Annotated in this window: 26 protein-coding genes; all 26 read right to left on the bottom strand. The window is 47.3% G+C overall.

The features are described from left to right. Nucleotides 1-11 precede the first annotated feature (11 nt). The 26 genes from AC4E8D_RS06480 to AC4E8D_RS06355 all read right to left on the bottom strand — a co-directional run bounded on the left by AC4E8D_RS06480 (nt 12) and on the right by AC4E8D_RS06355 (nt 22100). Nucleotides 12-1658: an ABC transporter substrate-binding protein gene (locus tag AC4E8D_RS06480; RefSeq protein ID WP_221819103.1), complete on the bottom strand. Its 1647-nt coding sequence runs from the start codon at nt 1656-1658 to the stop codon at nt 12-14. Nucleotides 1659-2580: 922 nt separating this feature from the next. Further along, nucleotides 2581-3528, bottom strand: a complete 948-nt coding sequence (locus AC4E8D_RS06475) for a glycoside hydrolase family 25 protein (RefSeq protein ID WP_221819102.1) — start codon at nt 3526-3528, stop codon at nt 2581-2583. A 251-nt stretch (nt 3529-3779) separates the two neighbouring features. Further along, on the bottom strand, nt 3780-4277 hold the full coding sequence (locus AC4E8D_RS06470; RefSeq protein WP_221819101.1) for a phage holin family protein: 498 nt from the start codon (nt 4275-4277) through the stop codon (nt 3780-3782). Nucleotides 4278-4545: 268 nt separating this feature from the next. Then, nucleotides 4546-5583, bottom strand: coding sequence for a phage tail protein (locus AC4E8D_RS06465; protein ID WP_221819100.1), 1038 nt, complete (start codon nt 5581-5583; stop codon nt 4546-4548). Continuing rightward, nucleotides 5584-6129 (bottom strand): putative phage tail protein, encoded by a 546-nt coding sequence (locus tag AC4E8D_RS06460; RefSeq protein WP_221819099.1) that lies wholly within the window; start codon nt 6127-6129, stop codon nt 5584-5586. Next, on the bottom strand, nt 6126-7184 hold the full coding sequence (locus AC4E8D_RS06455; RefSeq protein WP_221819098.1) for a baseplate J/gp47 family protein: 1059 nt from the start codon (nt 7182-7184) through the stop codon (nt 6126-6128). Before AC4E8D_RS06455 ends, AC4E8D_RS06460 begins: the two co-directional genes overlap by 4 nt. Next, nucleotides 7177-7590 (bottom strand): DUF2634 domain-containing protein, encoded by a 414-nt coding sequence (locus AC4E8D_RS06450; protein WP_221819097.1) that lies wholly within the window; start codon nt 7588-7590, stop codon nt 7177-7179. Before AC4E8D_RS06450 ends, AC4E8D_RS06455 begins: the two co-directional genes overlap by 8 nt. Beyond that, nucleotides 7587-7844: a DUF2577 family protein gene (locus AC4E8D_RS06445; RefSeq protein WP_175383663.1), complete on the bottom strand. Its 258-nt coding sequence runs from the start codon at nt 7842-7844 to the stop codon at nt 7587-7589. Before AC4E8D_RS06445 ends, AC4E8D_RS06450 begins: the two co-directional genes overlap by 4 nt. Before the next feature lie 6 nt (nt 7845-7850). After that, nucleotides 7851-8861, bottom strand: a complete 1011-nt coding sequence (locus AC4E8D_RS06440; protein ID WP_221819096.1) for an XkdQ/YqbQ family protein — start codon at nt 8859-8861, stop codon at nt 7851-7853. A gap of 13 nt (nt 8862-8874) precedes the next feature. Continuing rightward, nucleotides 8875-9570 (bottom strand): LysM peptidoglycan-binding domain-containing protein, encoded by a 696-nt coding sequence (locus AC4E8D_RS06435; protein WP_221819095.1) that lies wholly within the window; start codon nt 9568-9570, stop codon nt 8875-8877. Continuing rightward, a complete protein-coding gene (locus tag AC4E8D_RS06430) occupies nt 9571-11664 on the bottom strand; it encodes a phage tail family protein (RefSeq protein ID WP_221819094.1) in 2094 nt (697 codons plus the stop codon). A gap of 201 nt (nt 11665-11865) precedes the next feature. Beyond that, the gene (locus AC4E8D_RS06425) at nt 11866-12288 is read right to left on the bottom strand and encodes a phage tail assembly chaperone (RefSeq protein ID WP_221819093.1); all 423 of its coding nucleotides are present in this window, start codon (nt 12286-12288) and stop codon (nt 11866-11868) included. Nucleotides 12289-12459: 171 nt separating this feature from the next. Beyond that, on the bottom strand, nt 12460-12918 hold the full coding sequence (locus tag AC4E8D_RS06420; protein WP_017690162.1) for a phage tail tube protein: 459 nt from the start codon (nt 12916-12918) through the stop codon (nt 12460-12462). Nucleotide 12919: 1 nt separating this feature from the next. Next, nucleotides 12920-14236 (bottom strand): phage tail sheath family protein, encoded by a 1317-nt coding sequence (locus AC4E8D_RS06415; RefSeq protein WP_221819092.1) that lies wholly within the window; start codon nt 14234-14236, stop codon nt 12920-12922. After that, on the bottom strand, nt 14236-14445 hold the full coding sequence (locus tag AC4E8D_RS06410; protein WP_221819091.1) for a YqzN/YkzM domain-containing protein: 210 nt from the start codon (nt 14443-14445) through the stop codon (nt 14236-14238). The genes AC4E8D_RS06415 and AC4E8D_RS06410 overlap by 1 nt, the downstream gene beginning before the upstream one ends. Before the next feature lie 49 nt (nt 14446-14494). Then, a complete protein-coding gene (locus AC4E8D_RS06405) occupies nt 14495-14914 on the bottom strand; it encodes a phage tail terminator family protein (RefSeq protein WP_339307230.1) in 420 nt (139 codons plus the stop codon). A 221-nt stretch (nt 14915-15135) separates the two neighbouring features. Further along, nucleotides 15136-15294, bottom strand: a complete 159-nt coding sequence (locus AC4E8D_RS06400; protein ID WP_221819089.1) for a hypothetical protein — start codon at nt 15292-15294, stop codon at nt 15136-15138. A gap of 423 nt (nt 15295-15717) precedes the next feature. Continuing rightward, the gene (locus AC4E8D_RS06395) at nt 15718-16149 is read right to left on the bottom strand and encodes a hypothetical protein (RefSeq protein ID WP_221819088.1); all 432 of its coding nucleotides are present in this window, start codon (nt 16147-16149) and stop codon (nt 15718-15720) included. Continuing rightward, entirely contained in the window at nt 16149-16784 is a 636-nt protein-coding gene (locus tag AC4E8D_RS06390; RefSeq protein ID WP_221819087.1) for a hypothetical protein, read from the bottom strand. Before AC4E8D_RS06390 ends, AC4E8D_RS06395 begins: the two co-directional genes overlap by 1 nt. Then, entirely contained in the window at nt 16785-17762 is a 978-nt protein-coding gene (locus AC4E8D_RS06385; protein ID WP_221819086.1) for a pyocin knob domain-containing protein, read from the bottom strand. It lies immediately after the preceding gene. Continuing rightward, on the bottom strand, nt 17762-18352 hold the full coding sequence (locus AC4E8D_RS06380) for a YmfQ family protein (protein WP_221819085.1): 591 nt from the start codon (nt 18350-18352) through the stop codon (nt 17762-17764). Before AC4E8D_RS06380 ends, AC4E8D_RS06385 begins: the two co-directional genes overlap by 1 nt. 137 nt (nt 18353-18489) lie before the next feature. Beyond that, on the bottom strand, nt 18490-19629 hold the full coding sequence (locus AC4E8D_RS06375; RefSeq protein WP_221819084.1) for a baseplate J/gp47 family protein: 1140 nt from the start codon (nt 19627-19629) through the stop codon (nt 18490-18492). A 4-nt stretch (nt 19630-19633) separates the two neighbouring features. After that, a complete protein-coding gene (locus AC4E8D_RS06370; protein ID WP_047841940.1) occupies nt 19634-20089 on the bottom strand; it encodes a DUF2634 domain-containing protein in 456 nt (151 codons plus the stop codon). Beyond that, the gene (locus AC4E8D_RS06365; protein ID WP_221819082.1) at nt 20082-20492 is read right to left on the bottom strand and encodes a hypothetical protein; all 411 of its coding nucleotides are present in this window, start codon (nt 20490-20492) and stop codon (nt 20082-20084) included. The genes AC4E8D_RS06370 and AC4E8D_RS06365 overlap by 8 nt, the downstream gene beginning before the upstream one ends. Next, nucleotides 20485-21471, bottom strand: a complete 987-nt coding sequence (locus AC4E8D_RS06360) for an XkdQ/YqbQ family protein (protein ID WP_221819081.1) — start codon at nt 21469-21471, stop codon at nt 20485-20487. The genes AC4E8D_RS06365 and AC4E8D_RS06360 overlap by 8 nt, the downstream gene beginning before the upstream one ends. After that, the gene (locus AC4E8D_RS06355) at nt 21468-22100 is read right to left on the bottom strand and encodes a LysM peptidoglycan-binding domain-containing protein (protein ID WP_221819328.1); all 633 of its coding nucleotides are present in this window, start codon (nt 22098-22100) and stop codon (nt 21468-21470) included. Before AC4E8D_RS06355 ends, AC4E8D_RS06360 begins: the two co-directional genes overlap by 4 nt. Nucleotides 22101-22115: the final 15 nt, after the last annotated feature.

Genomic DNA, 22115 nt, shown 5'->3' with positions numbered 1-22115 from the left:
CAGCTTACAGCTTACTCAAAATAAGCACCGGCATAGGATTCACTGCCCAGCGGAGATGGTACGAAACCTTTCAGGTTCGATTTACCCGCCAGAATTGGCGTGGTGTGCACGAGTGGAATCCACGGTGCGTCTTCCTTGATAATTGCCTGCGCTTGTTTGTAAAGCTCCGCACGTTTCTCCTGATCTGTTTCTTTCTGCGCATCCGTCAGTAGTACGTGCAACTCTTCGTTAACATAGAAGCTGCGGTTGTTGCCCGGAATGGCGTCTTTGTCGAGCAACGTGTACAGGAAGTTATCCGGGTCCCCGTTATCACCTGTCCAGCCGAGCATGTAGATATCGTCTTTCTCCCCGGCTTTCGCATCATCCAGATAGGTCGCCCATTCTGGGGATTCAATGTTTGTGGTAACACCAATTTTCTCAAAATCAGCTTGGATCGCTTCCGCTACCTTCTTGCCATCAGGCATATACGGACGGGATACCGGCATCGCATAGAAGGTTACCGGATCAGGCAATCCGTCAGGAAAGCCAGCTTCGGCGAGTAGAGCTTTTGCTTTTTCCAAATCATATGGGTAATCCTCAATGGTATCGTTGTATCCCCACAGCGTTGGAGGCATCGGGTTCACGGCAGGCTCAGCTTGTCCAGCAAAGAATGCATCAATAAGGGCCTGCTTGTTCACCGCATGATTGAGGGCTTGTCTGACTTTGACATTATCAAATGGTTTCTTCTTAAAGTTAAAGCCGATATACGCCACGTTGAACGGTGGACGCTCGATCTTCTGTAACTCGCTGTTGCCTTCAAGAATGGACAGATCGTCCGGGTTCAGGTCTTCCATAACATCAATCTCACCGTTTTGCAGGGCATTGAAGCGAGCGGTATTATCCGGAATGGAACGCACGATCACTTTGTTCAGCTTCGGCAGTCCTTCTTTCCAGTAATCCGCGTTTTTCTCCAGGGTGATGGAGTCGTTACGCTTCCATTCTTTGAATACAAATGGGCCGGTGCCCACAGGCTCGCTCTTAAAGTTCTCTTTTTTCTCCTGAATCGCGGTTGGGCTGGCAATGCCAAATGGCGTCATCGCAATATTTTGCAGGAAAGGCGCTTGTGGCTGGTTCAATGTGAACTCCACCGTAGTCTCGTCCGTCGCCTTCACTTCCTTGATCACACGCCCGTCCTCTGGACCAAACATGGAATCGTAATAATCGAAGGAATCTCCCTCGAATTTATATTCACTCGCCGGATCACCCCAGCGGTTGAAGTTGAACACAACAGCCTCTGCGTTGAAGTCAGTTCCATCATGGAATTTCACACCGGACTTCAGCTTAAACACATACTTGAGTCCATCCGCCGAAATCTCCCAGCTCTCTGCTAATCCAGGAATGACCTCTGTTCCGCCTTCCTTGTAGTCCAGCAACGAATCAAACACCTGATGCCCAATCTTCAGCGACTCCCCATCGGTCACAATCGCCGGGTCGAGTGCTACGGAATCCCCACCACGCCCCATAATCATCGTATCCTGGGCTACCGTTTCGGTTGGAGGGTCGTTTCCTTCTGCCGGAGCAGGCGTAGACTCTCCACTCTCGTTACTGGAACAACCGGACAACACCAATACGGTACTCAAGGCCATCGTTAGAACACCGGACATCCATTTTTTTCTCATTCGCATACGTACAACACCCTTCCCTGTCTCATAATGTGTGTGATGCTGGCATGAAAGATCTCCAATGTTGGCAATCGGTTTGGTGCTATGTATCATATAAAAGGCTTTAGATGCCTGCGATACCTGAATTAAAGTTCTGAGAAAAGTACGGCATGTATATGAAATGTAAAAATAGTATGGGACACGTATGGAATACAGGTAAATTTCAGATCGTGCACATTGAGCGAGGACATGGATTGATTACTTTTATAGAAAAAGAAAAAGGTTCAACAACGTATCTTGTGAGATGAATCTATGAAATTGATAGGATTGTTGCGTTTTATTTGAACTAAGGTCAATAAGCAACAGCGAGTGGGTATGGACTGGTAAGAGCAAGTTTAAGTTGGTAGATCGAAAATACAGATGGGCATGTGGATACTACGCTGCTGGCTACATGATAAAGTCTGTTCCTTGAGCATGTCGTCTTGAGCATGGAGTGTGGAAACCGGATTAGGTAGCGTTCGTTTGCAATACGGATGAAAGAAACTCAACAAAGGCTAGGTTGTTAGCTGTGTAAGTTGTTTATTAGAGTGATTTTCTCTTGCAGATTGGATGTGTAAAATGTATGAACGAGTCATCTTGAGATGTTGGATTTACAATAGGGAGACATTACAATAACTTTATATGTTATGGCTTTGTCATGATGAGGAGGATTGTGTAAATAAACTGTGGTGAAAAACAATTTCGTGTAACTTACTTTACATCACATTAATCAATTAGACAAGAGATTTACAGACATAAGTCTTCAACTTTATTATATGCGTTAATATAACTTACACAAAACACAAAAAAGGAACACAGTTCGACAAAAAGCGTCTCGTGTCCCTTCTCCGTTCAATCCACATTCAGATAAAATCAACATTTTAATTTGCTAAGAATCAGCTCACTTTTTAAATAAACCTCTGCGATGCATCACGGTAATAAAACGGTAAAAATCATAACTCGCTCCATTATCGATGCTGAACAATGGATTTTTGGTGTCATATGCCAGTGCTGCATCCACAGCTGTTTTCGCCCATACTGGAACTTCCATTTGCTGACGCGCCTGCAGTTTGTCGACCTGCGATTTGAGCGCATCAAACGCTGCTTTCTCTTCGGCTGTCATCGGTTCGCCCCCTTTCGGTGGTACGGTTGGTGGATTCGGATGACTTGGATTCGTTGGATTGGATGGCTCCGGTGGTTTCGGAGTGGCTGCTGCGTATCTTGCTCTGAGCTGTGCCGCTGTTCCCTCGAATTCATTCATATCCACGTTGCCACTAATTCCATTCACCTTGCCTGAATCCGTATACTGCCAGAACGTCCAACGCTTCCATGCCGGCTGGTCGTCCGGTACACGAGTGTTGCTGTAACGCGCGATCCACAGATCGTATGAGCTGAGTGATGTGTCAAAATTCCCGGCAAATGAATTGCCCGTGTATATGATCGGTTTTACACCTGTCAGACGTTGTAATTCGGTCAAAAAAGCTTTGGCAACTGTATTCATCTGCGCTTTGCTCAGGTTGCCAGGGTTGTTCTCGTAATCCATGACGGGTGGAAGTTGTAAAGCTTTGGCCCCTCCAACTTTGTTAAGTGTATTGGCATAATGTGCCGCTTCGGCCTTGGCACCATCGGTAGATGTCGCGCGGAAGAAATGGTACGTTCCGACAAGCATGCCCACCGCCAGTGCACCGGTTACATTTTTCTGGTAATTCGGATCGGTATACGTCTGTCCCTCAGTCGCCTTGATGAATACAAATGTCATGCCACTTGCCTTCACCTTCGCCCAGTCAATATTGCCCTGGTAACGAGAGACGTCAATGCCCTGTGTGTTGCCCGAACTTCTCGTTTGCATGTTTCTCACACCCTTTATGCGGCAAATTGCCGTTTGTATCAGCATTTTACATCATTCGATTCAAGCGTTCCCAGGTACAAGTATAGACAGATTAGAGCATTCTGATCTATACATTGCTGATTGGATGTCACTCTCTGGATTGATGCAAAATGCTCCTATAGTTAATGCGATTGGATCAGGGGTTGCTTGTGTGCGTGTCCCTGATGTGTTGAGTTATGTGTAGTTTCACGTGCTGGCTTACTATAGTCGCATTACTTCTTACTATCTCCAGCCTGTGAATCGATGTCGTCCGGATCAGCCTGTGAAAAAGAATCTTTGGCACTTGGGGAGAAGTTACCGGGGAGTTCCCCGGTTCCCCCTTTGCCCTTGAGCACTTCAATGGCTTGCCGAATCACCGGCGGAATAGGTGCGCCCAACTTGCCCCCGTTTTCGATAATGGACAACAACTCATTTGCGATATAAAAAAAGGCGACCGCATCCCTGAACAAATGTCCGTCTCCCAGAACACCGTCCACCAGATGAGCCACCGATACCATTGCAAATATAAATACCTTTCGGGCGATGCCGAACATGCCTACGTTACTTTCTAATTTCCCACTCATACCCGCCGCCGCGATACCAGTTAGGTAGTCGAGGATGACGAATACGAGTAATACACCGAGCACGCCTGACCAGCCTCCGAAGAAGTAGGTTACCGAGCTGCTCATGAGTGCAATTCCCCATTTCCATAGGGTATCCCATCGTTCCATGGTTTCACCTCAATTAATCTTTAAGTTTCTTTAGTATTCTTCTTCTCTCAAACGTAACAAGCAAAGTTTCCAATTAATCAACCCAAACAGTACTTCCCTGTTCAAAATAAAAGTTAAGTATAATATAATCTATCAACTTTACAATACAAAAATTAACTTATAAATAATCCCTAAAAAAGGTTTCTACTTCCTAATACATAATTATGTTTTTCCTCTCTGTCACAATTCGAAACCAATATTGAAACTGAAATTGAACTACTTAAAAACTTCATCGAATTACCCCACCACCAAAAGTAAGTTCCGAACCTTGTAGCTGTGAATCTGATTTTGATACTACGGATCCACCAACGACATACAAAGCTAGATAGTTATTACTACCTGTGTTTTTCTCAGCATACACATGGCTAATTAAATCCACATATAGCGCATAATATTTGTTGCTAATTTTATTTTCAATAAGGGCTACATTAGAAGCACTGCGTATGAAAACACCAATACCAGTATCACTAGTTGCCTGTTCAAATTTACAATTGCTCAACCGTACATATTTACATAGTTCAATTTGAAAAGAAGTGCCTCGAGTGTTGATTACATCAAATCCGTATATCTCGACTTCGACTGAGCAATTATTTAAATAGCAGCTGCCTATTGTCACTTCGTTGGAAGCGTTCAAATAAATTCTACCTATACCTGACTTTCCAGATATTATAATCTGCTCCGGATAGTTTCCTTTATTCACTCTTACATAAACTCTGTGGTTTATAACTTCAGGTAGGATTGAAATAGCCTTAGCTATAGTTTTGAAAGCCTGGGCAGGAGATAAGCCTGTATTACCATCATATCCTGTACTAGCATTAACATAATATGTCAAGTTTTCAGTAGATGTCGTTGGACCTGCAGCCACTGGAGTCCATATGATTCCATTATAATATTCCATCTTTCCAGCTTTGATTCGTAAGCCATGCGTTTCCGAACTATTAACTATTGAGTCGGCATGAACATCAATTGCATAATTTGTAGCAATCCTCGCATCCCTAACCGCCTTCTCCGTTGCCGCCACCGTCTCGGACGTGCCATCCGTCTTACTAGACAACTGAACCTTCCCTTTCTGCGTCAAAGACGAATCAGGAACATCTATCTCCTCTATCGCTTCACGAAGTTCCTCTAAATCTTGCTTAGTCGCTACACCCTCATCAACCTTCTCCCAGTTCTGATCCAAATATTTATCCAGATCAAAATAGGTCGTCGATGGCGAGGAACGGTCAATTTTATTCAACCCAAGATTCGGTGTTTTTGGTCCATTCATTTAAGCTCCACCTCCTAAAAATTCATCCTGACGGGTCTGTTCGATCTCAGCCAGCGTCATGCTTTCCACTTCCGCAATCGTCAAATACCGCAGACGGTACTCCACGATCATATGTGCCGGTATGATATCCTCAATCGCTGCCTTCAGATCGTCCAGATTGGGTGGCAATCCCAAGGTATCTGTAAAACGGATAATGATCCTATATTCGCCTGAATCAACCGAAACTTCGATCCCACCACTCTCATACGCCTGTGCCACATTTTTCAGCATCGAACCGGAAACTTTACCACTTCCGCGCATTTTGGAAATGATTACGGATCTCCGCTGATCATCCGGCTTGGCTTGATTCGTCGGAATCTGCAAATCCCGCTCATAACGTTCCAATGCCCAGGTCGCAGACTCCGGGTAGAATTGATCCAGCACACTTTCCAAACTCACCGTAAGCTGGTCCAGCTCTACACCTTCTGTCTCCGTGAGAAGCTGCATCTCAAGCACATTTTCATACAATGGGGGCAAAAGAGTCATTAATACCTCTGCTTTACTCATGTCACCTTCACCGTCCCAAGAACGGCTACTTCGCCGGGTGCGATCTCCAGATTAGACATACCACCATTCACCAGCAGATCGCTATAATCGATCACGGGTGGAATATCCAGAATGACATTGGCAATACGTGTCCAACGAACTAACGGATCGGCAAAAGCCAGTTCTTTCAGATACGCCATAACTCCCGTTTCAATTAGTGTCTTCACGCCCTCGTACGTTGAACCAGAAGCAAGCATGACCTGTACCTCCACATCAATAGGTATCTCTTGCGCTCCCACTACTGTGACCACGGGTCCAATTGGAGCAGCACCTTCGCCCATTCCATCCTGGGTTGGATCGATATATTCCTGAACCGCCTCAATGACCGCATCAGCAGGTGTTTGCATTTCATTATTCAGCAATGCCACTTTGACTGTACCTGAACCATTCCACAGTGGAAAAGCCTTTGCTTTGCCAACCCCGGAGTTTTCCCGTGCCCATAGCTCATACTGATATTTGTTGGCACTCGTGACCGGACGGGAAACTTTGTCCTGATAGCGATCATATAAGGCCTGATCCGTTTCCTCGTCTTCGCCAGGAACCAGCAACCGTGTCAATTCAGCTGTCGTCAAGCCAGCAATATAATCGATGGGCAGCAGTGCCCCCGTATATTCATTACCTTCCGCTCCCGCGACTTCACACTCCAACACATATTGTCCTGCCGCGATGCGCTCCACAATAACGTACACCCGATCCCCCGTGGAGAAACGACTTTCCAAAGGAACTTCAACAGGCTTACCTTCGTTATCCCAAAAACTCCCAACCCAACGTGCCTTCGTGGCCGTTTTCCGACTAATGCCAGACCAAGCCACCGCGCGATCCAAGTACTCTCCAGAGGCTGTATCTGCAAACTTCAGATTGGCGTTCACATCCAACTCGATATACATCTGAGCCATTTCCACAGCCGCTGGCGCAAGCGCATCATAGATAATGCTGCCTTCACGTTTATCCACACCATCTGGTACCCTATCCAGCATTCGGTTTAAAATAACTTCAAACGTCTGCTCTTCATACATTCATGTTCACCTCCGTCTCTTCCCTGGAGCTGCCAAAATCCGTTTCCACGGTAAAAGACACCCGCACTCCATCCGACTCGTGGACAAAATCGAACTCGGTTACATCCGAAATACGATCATCCGGAAGCAACGCTTCACGAATCCAGCGTTCCAGTTCAGATTCAACCATGGATCTCCCGGCCATTCCTTCCCAGGACCATTCCATGCCGTAATCCGAAGAATAAATTAGATGCTCGTAGCGGCGTGTAGACAACACTTTATACACCGCCTGTTTTACCGCATCTTTTCCATCCAATTGCAACCTTCCAATTCGTTGTCCCGAAGCTTGAAATACATACGTAAGACTTGGAAGCACAGCAGATTCTTCCTGATCTTCTGCGCTAATCTGCGCACCCTGTGGAATCATGGATTCACCAGCCGATCCAGCACGACAAAGCTGTCTCCACCTTGAACACGTAACAACAAGACATGGTCACCCACGGTCCAAGCTTTGTTCACTACGGATTCCGGCAGTACCAGAAAAGGTTCAGCCAATGCCAGCCGTTGTTCAACGGTGATCTCCAGCGGCTGGGTGTTTGTCACGCTTCCGTACATTACCTGAACGGGAGACTTGGCATCTACAGCGGCCACCGCCGCCTTTTTAATCACGTCCAGCATCATTTATCGTTACACCACCTTCAAATCCAGTGACATCGTATGCACGCCCCCCTGTACCTTATGCGTACATTCGTCTACCAGAAAATATTGATTAATCTTCAGTTCATCGATCTGGATGTTCACAAAACTACCTGCCCTTACCTTGAAATCACCAAGCGCATCCACCTTCAATGTCTGCGTCTCACGATTACGTAGGGTCATCAGGGTCTTCAGCATGGCATCAATCTGACCTTCGTTCAGGCCATCATCCGCTTTTTGGTACAAAAAAAGCAGCCCCCATTGACGGATGCTGCCTGAGTCCTGATGAACAAACGTTTCTCTTTTTCCCGTATCCTTGTTATCCCGGTACAGCTTGATCTTGTTATATGTCTGGTCGTCAATTGACCTAGTATAGCTGTAATCCGTGAGTAGACTGTTATCCCCAATGACAAAGCCGTATGGCATCTCTTCCACATCCCGAAGCACAAGCTTGCCGAAATCATCGTAGAAGATGTAGTTTTTTCCGCCATAGATCAACGTTCGGTCCAACGCCTCACAGATCATGTCAATCAGCTTTTTGTTATCAAATAACATGCGTGGAATAACGTATTTCGGCTGGACCAGCTCGCCCACCTTCAACTGAAAGTCGGTAGCAATTCGTTTGATCACATCCGTAGCGGTTGCGTTAACGAACTTGTACGTCTGATTCGCGGTTAGATAACGAGTCTGGTCGTAGGCTTTGATTTTGACACTTTCGTCCTTGCTACTATCCACCGAGAAGATATATCCGTAAAATATGCCTACCTCGTTGCTGATATATTTCACGACATATCCATTCTCATATGTGAATTTCTTGTTCTGGTACAGACTGCCCTTGATCAACGTGAATTCCAGAGAGGATGGTTTGCCGATACGGGAGGTTTTGTACGTAATATCACCGGCAATTTCGCTAATGTCCCAGATGTTGCCCTGCTTGTCATCCAGCAATAACCGTTCCTTCATGTTTGCCAGCTTATCATCCAGCCTGATCTGCTCTTGCATATTCCCTCTCCTTTCACGGAAGCTTGATCACAAGTCCAATCGGCAACTTCTTCAGTTGTGCATCTTTGATGCCATTCAGCTTTTGCAGCTCTTTCCAGCGAGATCCATCTCCCAGATGGGCTTTGGCTACAGACCACAAGGAGTCTCCTGCTTTAAGTGTGACGGTCTTGGGCTGGATTTTTTCATTGGGCCGGGAGGCTTTGGTTTTTGTTTTCGAAGCAGCCGTATCCTTGCTGTCCTTGAGTGGCACTACTTTTTTGGCGGCATAAAAAATGAACTGCTTCAGCTTGATATCATACTGGATATCCCCCACCGTACCCGCAGTCTCCTTCCAGTCGAAGCTCTCAATGGAAACAGCCATATTAATGGTGTACCTTGCACTGGAAAAGAACAGTCTGACGGGTCTGCCCGTCTGCATCCAGCGGATGATCTTTTTCACATATTCATAGGGATCACGGTAAAACTGCTTCTGAATTGCCGGATGTCCTGCATCGTAGTTCAGATGATAAGGGCTGTAATCTGCCGGAAAAATCCCGCTGAAACTGACTTCGCGCAGCTTCGGCGACTTGATCACGTTAATTTCACCCAAAGCGCTCACGTTAAACGTACTACCGTCTCCCGAATCCGAAAACTCAATGCTCTCTGGTGTGACCGGGAAAAACATGTATTCGGAACGGTTATTGAAGCTTAGCTGAATATAATATTCCACTTATCCATACACCCCCTGGGCACTGGAGACGATCTGACTGTTCAGTCCATCGGTGATTTTGCTGATAATGCTGTCCACATCATGTCCGCTGTTGATATCCCCTGTGGTGACCTGAACGGTTGGCGTCAGACTGACAAATCGCTGAATCGCCTGCATCTCTGCAAGCTCACGCATCAGTTTCAGATCCTCGCTCGTCACATCCACTGTGCCGTCCACGTCACCGATCTTGTCCACCTGTCCGATATTGTTGATTTTGTTGATGTTACTCATGTTGCTATTGGGAACAACGGTGGGAGCAGGTGTAGTTGGCATCGATGGTATGGGAGGTGTTTTGGGAGTTGAACCGCCGAATTTCCCGGGTAATTTATCAGAGCCGTTGGGAAATAGGCCTTTGGTGGTATCCATCAAATCATTCCCCTGGCCAAATCCCTTATCAAATGCATCCTTATAATCCGCAGAAGCATCCATTCTCCACAGGCTAACAACGTCCTTTTGGCTCTCAGGAGCACTCGCTTCAAGGTCACTCATTAAACCCTGTATCTTACCGCTCATTGAATGAATGTTAGCATCATCCACTAGTTTAATACCGCCCCAATTGGTACCGAAAATTTTATTCAGATAGGGTATTAATTTGTTTATACCACCGATCATCCAGTTGATCTGATCTTTGAAACCACCTGCGAAATCCTCAATTCCCTTTGTAATGTTGAACAAAATTTGGAGTACAATGAGTCCCATGTCAACAAACAACTTTTGGAATGCATATGCTGGATCTCTGAATACATTGATGACAAATTCAGCCCAAGACATGAAATAATTCAGAATGGATGCAAAAATTGATTTCATATGCTCGTAAACCATATAAAAATAACCTATAATCGCTCCCACCATATCCCCAGCTGTAACTCCACATAATTGCAAAATAAAGATGAGTCCTGCAATGGCAACAATTACAAGCAAGATAGGCCAGTTAGCTACCAACCATGCCGCTGCCAGTAGATAAACCTGAGCGATTACAACTCCGAGCGTAATAATTATATTGGCTAGGAGCACTAAAGCAATGGCCGTTAATATAGGTCCAATGATAGCCCAGCCTTCCTGTACAGCTGTAGCAAAATTGATGAACCCATCCACGATAAATGCCACCACCTGAGCAATAATTGCGAAGGCCCCACCAATCCATTCGATGAAAGCACTGAACTGACCTGAGCTTATGGCTTCGTTTAATCGGTCAAGCACAGGAGATAAAACTTCCAACGCTCTTGTCCCGATTTCAGATAGTATTCCATTGAACTGATTCACGAGAGCCGTCCATTTTTGCAATGGAGAATCCAGCATCGTATCAAAGGCTTCTTGTGTGTAACCTTGCATTTCAAGAACTGTCTGCAAACCTTGTATAAAACCGTCAAGGTCTTTAGTCTGTATAAATTCACCCAATCCAGCCCCGGTCAATGCACTTTCCGGTATGTTGAATTGACTCGCCAAATCAGTATTTTTTCCATTCATGGCACTAACAATAGCCTTGGATGCATCGGTCAGGCTTTTATTATCTGGTGACAACATACTTAATCGTTGAGTCATATCATTTAACTGATCTACCTGCCCTGTATTTTGTGCCAAAGGCAAGAAGCCTAGAGAAGATTTAAGCGAATCATTGACATCCTGACCGCTCTTGGAAGCTTGATCTCGATACTTATTATAGATGCTTTCCCCGAGCACCGGATCTTCTGCGGCAACCATGTAACGATATTTGAAGTCTTCTTGTTCAGCAGCCGCTTTTAACACGACACTTCCAGCGGACTTTACCATTTGCATCCACTTGGAGAGTTTGATCAGATTATCACCTAACGAATCACTTGTATCATCGACCGTATCTTCCAACTTTTCCATCAAATTAATCGTTACATTCATCTGTTGGTTTATTTGATTAAAGTGGTTGGATATGTTCGTCTGGTTAAATTGATTCAAATTAATCTGGTTCATCTGGTTGAAGTTATTCAAAATTTCGGTTGTTTTTACCTGGATCAGATTCAAGTTGTTGATCAGATTATTTACAGATGGAGGATTGATTACATTTATACTTGTATCGGACATTCATTTCTCCCTCCTTTCCTTTTTATTTCTTCCGGGCGCGGCTCTTGGACCGTTCTTTCTTCTCTTTCTCCACTCGGATGGAGATCATCGCATAGATCGCTGCTCGTTCTCGCATGGAGAAAGCCATTAATTCATGCGGCAAAATGTTTAATTCATGGAGAGCGTAATAAGCCAGATTGGCTTCGGAATCGCCCTCTTTAATTAGTTTTTTACGTCATCCACCAGTTCGTTCATGTCCTGATTGAAGCCGTTCAGCTTCTGAACCTGTTCACCGAGCGAAGCAAATTCCCCAGGCAGCAGCATTTTCCGCAAAAGCGATTCCGCCCCCATCACGCCGTATGACCGCTGGAGTTCTGCGTTTTTCAGATCGGGATACACGACACTTGAACTCATCAGGCGAGCCATGTAATCATTCGCATCGATGTCGGGTGTGTAGACACCGTTCTTGCCCTTGATTTTGCGAGTAGCTGCCTTGCGGCATTCCTGGTTTTCGTCCTCGGTCATGCTGCGCAGTTTCCAAGCAACCGGCTCGCCTTTCTCATCTTTGAATCGGGGGGATACAATAAACTCCTCCGTTGTATCTGTTGCTGCATTTTGGGCAAAAAACATACTCAATCCACTCATGTATTGTTCCTCCTCTAAAGTTAGGTCCCCCGCCGCACGAAGCGGCGAAGAACAGTATTTTGACACGCCAAATAGCCCGTAACACAGGCAAGTTGAACAGGTTTCTTTTACAAACCCGCTGTTAATTAATACTCTTTATAAATTTCAAATCATTATGCTTTCCACGCTACATTACTTTGGCAAATTGAACGATACAGGCATATCGACATCTTCAAAGGTAAAGCTCACTTCTTCCTCCAACGCCTCCGCCTCGGTATCCAGGGATGCCATGATCACACTGTCGAGATTGACACCTTTGAGGGTCACGGTCTGTTTGCCAATTGTAGAGGAAGGATCTTCGTTGGTCACTTCAATGTCGAAGTACGTGTCCACACCATTCTGCATGTACTGGAGCATCAGCTCGCGGAAACGAGAAGTGGTATAAAAGATTGTCATGGAACCCGAGCCAGACCAACCGGTTGCTTTGTGCTGTACACCGCGACGACCCAACGTTTTGACCTCTGCTTTTTGTTTCTCCACTGTTGCTTCCAGCGTCTTCACATAGAACATTTCTTCCGTCTGTCCGTTAATCGTTGCGTATGCGCGGCCTTCCTGGCCGGAAATCGTGTCGCTTGCTTTCAGAAATGCCATCTTAAACCACCTTCACTTTCATATATACTTTTTCAACGGAATCCACAGGTTGGACCTGAATCTCGATCAGAATGCTGTCGGTTTCATTGCCCGGAGCAACAGTGATATCTGTTTTGGAATCAAAATTTTGAATCGCCCCAATATCCTGAAGCTGCTTCAGGTAGGTAACACATTGGGAACGGAACAGGCTGCGCCCATCTTCGTTGTTGTTCACTTTGCCGATATAGTAGGATTCGAAAATCCGTTTCATATCGTTAGCGATGCCATCGAGTACACGCACCACACGGTTTTTGGCAAAATGACGTGCCTTATCCGGTGTTACGGAACGGAATGTATTCACATCCTGCTCTACCACTGCGCGGTTGCTGCTCGCCGTAAACACAAACTCGCCATTACGCAATGCTGCTTCTGTCTCGCTATGTGTCAGTCGTCCGTTCACATCCACGGCATCGTCATACGCACGGAACGTCAGGGATTCATTCAGGTTAGCACCCGCTGTTGCACCGGCAGTCCATGCTACGGTTTGTTTTGGTGACAGGACCGTACCATCTGCGAGCACAACACCATTTTTGATACTGATAATGCCTTCATGATCTGCAGCAGGATAATCGGACAGAACGAGTTGCACTTTCTTGCCCTCGGTATCACGCAAACGCTTGATGTAAGCTGTGTAGACTGACTTGAGTGTGGCATCATCTGAAATCAGGCCGACCGTGTTAAAATCCAGTACTTCCAGCTTGGTCAGGAAATCGGAATGCTCCTGGTTCGTTGCTGTACCATCCAATCCACCTGTTAGTGGAAGTGAAGCTGTAGCTGTAAGTGCACCTTCACCAGTAAATGTGACGTATGCGTTGGATTCCAGAGCTTCGATGGTGGACGCGGTTTGTTTGTCCACTTCTTTACCTGCAAGCAAAGTGGAGACATCCAATTGTTCCGGTTCATTGATATTCGCGGAGACTACAACAGCCAGATCATTACCACGTACGCCGCCGTGTTGGGCTGTCACAGTTAGCTTGTCCAAGGTTGCCTTGGCTCTGGTCCCTGCATTGGTTCGATACAGAAGCAAGGTCTGCGCCCGTTTCAATGCCTCGCGGATCAGCAACAATTGCGGCGCTGTCCAGTCATAGCCCAACTTGGCTTGTACATCTTCACCTGCTTGTACCGTCAGGATTGTGCCAGCTTGTCCCCATGACAATGGAAGTGCCAAAGCCACCGTTCCCCGTTCCCCTACCGTACCCGGCAATGAGCCCTCCGATGCAAAATTCATATATACGCCGGGGCGTACCTTGTTTTGTGTCGTCCATGTTCCTCCAGCCATTATTGTGCCTCCCCATTCATAAATTGTTGGATGTGTTGCTGTGCTTCTTGTAAGGTGTATGTTTCTTGTTCCAGCAGAACTGCTGCCAAAATATCTTTCTCCATCCGGCTAAGTTGTCGGGATTCAGCGAACTGTGCTTTGCTGTATTTCTGGTTGTTTTTCTGTTGAGCTTCCGGTTTTTTAGGGTCCGGTTCTTTTTTCGTAAACATTGCCAATGCGCCTCCTATTCCTTTCATACTGATCCCCTCATTTGTTTAGTTATTCTCTCGTAGCTTTAAGTGCGGTAGGTCGCTGTTCCAGTTTTTGCATGGTAGCGGCGGACTCCGACACTTTAGTGGTTCGCATGGTATAGTACACCAGCATTCGCGGAGTATCGTTCTCCGTCTCCCAACGTAGCTCTGTTGCGCGATAAGGTGTGCCCTCCACGTCGATGGTTTCCAATGCTTCAAACAGCTGGTCCGGTAGGGTAGCCGGGATATTGTCTGCTTCTAGCCAGCAAATTTCAAAGACGTGAGATTGCACAAAGCGATCGCTGCGTTCCCGGGTGAGTTGAGCGGAAAGCAGGCGGTAGGATATGCCAGGGGTGGAACCAGTGCCCGTCTGGGGAAGGATCGGGATGTTCGGGAAGTGCTGAGTTAGTGTTGTAGAGATAGAGTCGGTTAAGTGGTTTATGCTCATGGTTCACCTCCTTGGGGGTTGAATATTTTTACAAAAGGTATCGTTTCTATATGACACCGGACTGGCATCCGATTTTTCGTGTCCTATATATGAAGCCGCTGAGCTACCTGCTGCCAAAATACATTTACCTACTTGTCTCCAAATCAACTCCCCCTGAATTCAATATGAAAGCCCCTGACGGCTCTAGAGCATAAAAATAGCGCACCACTTAGGTACGCTCATTAAATCCCTTCAGTTTGTTCTAAAATGTAATCCTCGACTGCTTGCCGATAATCAGCATTGGTGATGTCATCCAACAAGTACAGCTGACCCGTTTTTGGATAAAGTCCTTTGTCCAAGATTTTTTCCGTTGCATTCCTTACAGCCACTTGGTTAACCATTACAAAATCGCTCCTGTATTTTCATTAGCCATGAGCAAAATTTGGTCTTCCAATTCTTTTATGTTCTCTTCCACTGTCAGTTCGGTATGAATCCTTTCCAGCACTGGCAGTTTTGTTTAAGGATCAATTTTCACAATTCTAAAAATGTTAAGGCGTCTCATCATATTCCAGATCAATGTGTTCCAATTTCGTAATCTCGTTTCGTGTCGAACCGTCACCTTGCCAAATTGAAGCTACAATTTCACCGTATTGATCATATATATAATTCTCATTCCTGTTTGCATTGTATTTTCACTTCCTTTCCTGAATATATTTATTCGGGTTTTAACAGACAACAGTATAAGCTTTCCCGGCTCACAACGTCACACCCTTTCCCCCTGCTATCTCTCTACCGTTCCACTCGCTTGTGCTTTCCTTTTAAGATCAAGAAAGCGTGACTTTCCCTACGGGCGCTAAAGAAGAATAAAGAGTAACACGGCTTACATTAAACGAGTTTCCGCCTGTATGATACACCCACACTTCTATGGAATCCCCGGCGTTTACCGTCACCTCAAAGGTTTGACCTCCTGAACCTATCGGAACATCAAAACTAACCCCTTGATAAACCCCATTTACAAAAATAGCGATCTTACAACCAGTTATCGAAGTGCTTGCGCTTGTATTGGTTGTTATCCTGTACTTCCCCTTGTATCCTACTTGAATAGCTTTAATCTTTGTATAACTGTTTGAAGGCGAATTCCTCGCAGTGCCGTCTTCAGCTACGATGTTCAACGTCCCATTTAACGTTGATTCGAGTTCAAGCGAAGGACCACCCAACCCGTGATTGCTCAGTGAGAAATTATCAAGTGTCGGCATTATGTCACCACCTGAGTAACGGCGTGGACAACAACCACACTTGAGCTATCAGCAAAACCTTCTACCCATTCACCAGAAGTGAGTATGATGTCAGCAAACGGTATTAAAACAGTATCGTACCCGGATATCTTATAGTTTCCTATTAGGTTGTTGGCATCCCCAGAAGCGCCAAACCGGACAGTTACAGTTCTTGTTCCCCCGTCATAATTGGTAATCACAAAGGATTTTACCAGCCTTTTAGCGGAGGCGGACGTAGTTATTGATGTAATGCCTGTATTCAATGTTACGCGACTGGGACTTAACCCCAAAGTTGCAGGGGACCCGTCTCGTTCAATAGCGGATATCCTAGCATTTACGAATCCACTATTTACACCGCTCCATATTTCGAACGTTTCCGATGGGTTAATAACGAGGTCGGTTACCGGTACAACTAAAGTTTCATACGGTTTTAAAGGTCTCCCGCCAACCAAATATCGATTGCCACTTAGTCGTATAGAAACATAATTGGTCACGCTACTAAAATTACAAATCACTATTGATTTAAGGATACATGTCGTATTCGCTTTTCCGGTGTAAGCAACTGTCGGCGTAGTCGGGAGTGTGCCGCCAAATAATTTAACTGCTGTATCTGCCATCTATAGCGCCCCCCATGGAGTTTTTTGTTTGCTTGACTCGTACAGTGCCAAATCATCACCCTCGGCGCTGTAAGGCACATCGGCTGAACCTTCCGAAAGTTTGATTCTAGTGATTCCTTTAGCTGAGTTTGTCACAGCTCCGCCCATGCCGCTAACGGTCAGCCGTATTTTAACGCTGAACAGCCCGGCTGGAATTGTAACCACCGATGACTTGCGGTGCCAATCCGTGTTTCGCTCTGGTATAAGTGTCCGTATTACATCATCTGTTCTTGGGTCCATCACATCTAAACGCAAGGAATCTGTTGTCATGCCTAACGTGTAAAAAACACCCTGAAACCTGTGTGCGCCTGGATTGACGCTTATACTTTCCGAATGCAAAAGGGCTGTTGATCCTTGTTGTACGGTTGATGACATCACAAAATATTTTAATGTTTTAGCACCTTTGCTAGTCGTCCAAGTGAGCTGACTCCCGGTGTTCTCCCAAAAATCTAAACCGAATAATGCGGCGGAATTCTTCACGAGGTTGGGCGAATAACTTTCAATTATAGGTTTAACAGCGACGTTAACAGCCGCCTGAGCATTCTCGTCAGCCTGGGGCAGTATCACTTCAAGTTCGTCTCTAGTAGGTACTTTATTCCATGGACCCCAACCAAAATAGTAGTTTCTTTGAAAAACCTCTAAGTTGCCAGGCTGGAAGGTGGTCAGGGTTTGCAACACTCCCGCATGAGGCTCTACAGTCAAGTGAAACGCCTCTCCTGTTGGGGAATTAAGCAAGGTTTCTACAGTAGCATTAGCAGGACAATAATATTCCCCTTCTGTAATATAGCTATTAAGATCAGATTCCGCAGGTATAAGGATGGATTCACGTGTCGCAACACCTGCATCAATCTTTTCAAAAATCCCGTTAATACTCTCCCGGGTTACATTCTCGTTCCCTAATGGAAGAGGCAATTTCAGTCGATCTGTTTCTTTTGGCATTACGCCCACACCTCCAGTTCATTCCACGTCAAGGACGCGGCATCGAGTTCGTCCCATGTCATCTGTTTGTCGTCCAGATCATCCCAGACCAGATAGCGATATTTATATTTCACGGCCATGTGGGCCGGTTTCAATTCTTCAATTGCTCGCTTCAGATCATTAATATTGGGCGGGGTGCCCCTCGTATCCACAAAGCTCACCGTAAAACTCCACACTTCCGGCTGAAATGTTACATCCACTTTTCCCCCGGCATATGCCTCAGCCACATTCACAACTTGTCTCCCCGAAAACTTTCCGGCACCACGCAGCTTCGACTCCACTACCGCACGCCTCTGTTCCACAGGTTTGAGACGATCCGTCTCAATGCCAAGCTCTTCTTCCCAGAAGTCCAGCCCCCACGTCGCCGTGCGGACAAAAAACTGCTCCAGCGTCTCATCCAGCGCCTGGTACAGCAGATCCATTTCACTGCCTTTGGCCTGCATATCGGCCTGCATGACACGCGAAGTCTCGTAATACCTTGGCAAATATGAGAACAGCTCCCGCCCTTTCTCACTCGTCAGTCCAACATCTACAATAGAAGGAGCACTCATGCCCTGTCCCCTCCCTTCCTTGCACACCATCATGAAACGTCTCGCTCACCAGCTCTAACTCAGATCGGCGTACTTCTCCCAACCTCCCTAGGCCTCCCCACTCCCAAACTACTTTCTCATCCACCATCTGCCCAACACTACTCATGCACATCCACCGTCCCCAGCACGGCCACCTGGCTCGCGGTCATCTCGATATTCTGGTCACTTACACCGTTCACGGTCAGCTCCGAATAGTCGATAATCGGCGGAATGTCCAGCAGAATCGCGGCAATGCGGGTGTAACGAACGAGTGGATCAGCAAAAGCCAACTGTTTCAGATACGCGGTCACCCCGCGTTCGATCAATGCTCGTACATCGGCCAACGTTGCATCACTAGCAAGAGTCAGCTTCACCTGAATATTCATCGGCACTTCCACGGCTGGCATCACGGACACCACTGGCCCCGCCGGTGCAACGCCTTCACCCTGTCCATCCTGCGTTGGATCTACGTACTTCTGTACGGCCGCCACCAAATCGTTACCCGCAGCACGTTTGTCCGTATCCAGCAGATACAATCCCACCGTGCCTGGCCCCTGCCATAACGGAATAACCCGCGTTGCACCAACCCCTGGCACTTCACTGGCCCATTGCACATATTGCGATTTGTTGCCGCTCGTCCCTTGGTTGCGGACTTTGGCATAAAAGCGTTCCAGCAGCGCCGTATCGGTCTCAATATCTGCACCGCCTTTGATCACATCAACGTTCGTGACAGAAGTCACGCCACTTACAGGTGTAGAAAGCACAGTTACCGTGCCAGCAGGCACATTGCTTTCTTTTCCGGCAACAAGCGCTCGCACGCCTACCACCCCGGAACCCTCTGCATCCAGTTCCAAACGTCCCACTGTCTCATATTCGAGCGAAGCTTCAGCAGATACTTCATCCGCGAGCGTAGCCACGACCGTGCCCACAGGCACCACTTTCCCCGGCGTACCCATGAACCTCACTGCACCTTGTGCCGCCACAGCAGCCCGCCGCGTGATGCCGTGCTCTCCTGCCCGCAGATCCAGCTCTTCCGAACGAAAATTCGGATCACTGCTCGCCGCAGTACTAGCAAACCCTCGCCGAAGTAATTCCTGCGCCCACAACGCCGCCTCAGACAGCATAAACGCAACCGGAGCCTCCGCATCCCACAGGAACGAACCCTCCGACTTATCCAGATCCGCGGGCAGACGATCCAGCATGCGCTGCATAATCTGTTCCTCCGTCTGGTCCTCCAAATAACGCGGAATCTCAGCCATCCCGTCAGATCACCTCACTTTCCAGAATAAACATCTCTTCCTGCACACTCGCCACCCGGCACGAGAACATGCATTGCTCCCGATTCCAATCAAACGTAAACTGGTCTACCGAATCCGTGCGTGGATCAGCCAGCAACGTCTCCGTCACCATCCGAGTAATCTCACTTTCCATCACACCCCGGCTGTCACCCTGACCCACCAGATCCTCCAGCTCCGAACCGTAGTTTCGGGAATAGATCACATGTCTGTATCTTGGCGTTTTCACGGCCTTAATGCACCACTGTACCCAGGCTTCATGCCCACCAGCCGCAGCGACTTTACCACTTGGGGTCAGTACAAAATCCCCTGCATCGTAATCAAATCGCCAGCTCCGTCCAAAGCGTACCTCTTCCGAAACCGCCCCCGACAGATCCTCCTCATCCCCCCATACCACTCCCGTTTCCGGGAACAGACTAGGCATTCGCACTCACCACCTTACACAGCACCACAATGTCATTGCCGCCATTCACGCGCATCGCCAGCACACGATCTCCCGCTTTTAATCCTTTACCAAGAGACCACACCGCCTCTTCCACTTCCTCTTCTTGCAAAAGAAACCGTCCCGTGCCCGTTGTTCCGCCGTTTGCCACGTCAGGTATACCGGAAATCGCGCCAGCAGCCTCGCGCTCCGGCAGTCCAAGCGTGCCCGGCAACTCGGCCACGAGATAATCCTGCACTTCGTGCTTGAAATCATCCAGCTTCACGCCGGATGAGGTCATCGTACCCAGTACCGCGCCCAGCCCGCTCACTGCCTGACGGGAATGTGTACTCATCGCACCCCGCATGACGTCGGCAAAATGCCCATATGGATCATCTTTATTCAAGGTAATACCTCCTTTTCACCAGCTCAGCCGTCCCCAGCTCTAACGTCATCGTTCCAGGCCCGGCAGATAGATCACGGCTGACCGACATGACGATTAGCTTCAGTCCTTTCAACAACACTGCGTCCCCGGCGCGAATTGTATTGATATCCGGTGCCGATATCGTAAAGGTCTCCTGAATACCCGTCAGATGACTTTTCGCCAGTTTTTTCGCCGCGGTTGTCGATTTCACCTGATCGTCCTCGACCAGCTTTTGCAATGTGCCCAGTTCTTCCACATTATCCTGCTCAATCGCGAGCACTTTGGAAGGAACTTCTTTGCCACTCGTAGACTCCGACGCTGCCATGACTTTAACTTTGGTGACCGCTCCTTCGAGCGTACGCATCTGGGTCAGATCAATCAGTCGATCCAGCTCATACACCTTCGCATTACTTCCGACCTTGAAGAGCTGCAACCCACCGGGCGTCATCCGTGGATGGTACATGTCCCCGCCGGACTTCGCCGTTTCTTTCAGATCAGCAAACATCATCGAAAAGATCGTCTGTGACCGATACACGGCTTTTCCCAGCTTTGTCTTGGTTTCCGGCAGCGTAGCATATGGAATCTTCCACTCTTTGGCGTAGGTTTTGAGTCGTTGCGTAGCGGTCTGATCTTTCGGCAGCAGGAACTCGTCCTCCGATTTTTCCAGATAAATCATCCGGTCGTACACCGTGAGGGACAGCCGCTTGGTGCCGCTGTTCGAGCTTTCCACCTCCCAAATGACCGCAGGATGCAGCAAATGAACCATGGATTTTTCGCCAAAAGGAACCCCGTTAATCCGCACCGCCATGCCGGGTGAGATCGAAGGCAGACCCGAAGACGCAGACACCGCCAAACGGATGTTGGCCTGATAGGCAATCTGGTCGAGCGAGTCCTTCAGCGTAATTGTCTCCACCAGCTTGGTGATGTCATATTTATTGTCGACAATGACCTTGTAGGTCATGGCATCACCAGCTTTTGCCCGGGCTTGATCCGGTTTGGATCACTGCCGATGATCTTTGCGTTAAGCTTGTAGATCTCGTTCCATTTGGAACTGCTGCCCAGCTCCAGCTTTGCTATTTTGGACAGGGAGTCACCAGATTTGACAGTGTAGGTCTTGCTCGTTTTTTTCAAATCGGTACGAGAACCTGACTTGCTCCCGGATGCCGCAGAGCCCACCTTTTCCACCTTGGAATCCCGCCATGTGCGTAGGGTCAGGTCGAAATAAATATCCCCTGTCTCCCCCCCACGAAAGCTCGAATTAAGCGAAACAATAAAAACAGGCACGTTCACGCCCGTCTCTGAAATGATGAAATGCAGCGGCTTTTTGGAGATGAGAAAAGTGTTCAACACATTCATCGCCACGCGTGGATCAGGCAAATTTTCTTTGTACATGCAGTAGAAGGCATCATACTCTTTGGGAAAAAAAGAAGAGAAGGTGATCTCCTTCACCTTCTCCCCCTGAGCAAAATCAAACTCGCCATGCTCCAGCATATTAATCGTTTCATAGCCTTTGGACCTGGAAATACTCACCTCTTCCGGGTTCACCGGGAATTGAAATGAAGTGCCGCCATCCTTCAGCGTAAATGCCATTTTGTTAGGACCTAC

The organism is Paenibacillus sp. SRL342, from assembly GCF_984798905.1.
Note: the sequence above shows the minus strand (reverse complement) of the source record. Positions and strands in the feature narration are given on the sequence as shown.